This window comes from Paenilisteria portnoyi (assembly GCF_014322795.1).
Classification (GTDB): Bacteria; Bacillota; Bacilli; order Lactobacillales; family Listeriaceae; genus Listeria_A; species Listeria_A portnoyi.
In genome coordinates, this window is record NZ_JAASTT010000057.1 from 1 (window position 1) to 580 (window position 580).

General features: G+C 45.0%; 1 protein-coding gene. It reads left to right on the forward strand.

Features of this window, described 5'->3' with window-relative positions; translation table 11 throughout:
- Nucleotides 1-146 precede the first annotated feature (146 nt).
- The coding region (locus HCJ66_RS15945; RefSeq protein ID WP_187134025.1) for a DUF5081 family protein at nucleotides 147-580 on the forward strand (434 nt) is incomplete at its 3' end.

Below are 580 nucleotides of genomic sequence, written 5' to 3' on the forward strand. Positions count from 1 at the left end.
GCTTTTGTCGCCTACTTGGACATCATCGTTCAATACCATAAAGACGTGAAATCCGCGATGAAAGAACAAACGAAAGCTTTAGAAAATCTAGAGACATACATCGAAGCCTACGACAGTGAATCCAAAGTACGGGAGGTCAAAAATCTATGACAGAGCAATTAAACCCGAATGATTATTTCAGCCTTGAAGAAATGTATCTCCTTCTCGCCGCAACGGATGGCAATGTTCTATTCGGTTTTCCCGGCAAAGAAGTGTTTATTTTACGCGATGATGACCCGATGGCATACGCCCAGCAACAACTCATCGCAAAAGAAATTCTAACATCAGAAGGCGCTGTCACCAAAAGTGGCGCCTTCGTTATCAACAAACTAGCCGCGTACCATCGAAGCAAGAAATACGTACGCTGTAACAACACCATGTTCTCGTTCCAAGAAGACAACACCGAAGAAGTCATCCTCCTCATCGAAGCCGAGAAAAACAAATACTACCGCTTACTCGTTCTATCCAAAGCACACGCCTTGAAAGTGCTATACGATGGTTTCCCGCTAATCGCTCGCGAACCAGGCGAAGGCGAGAAAGA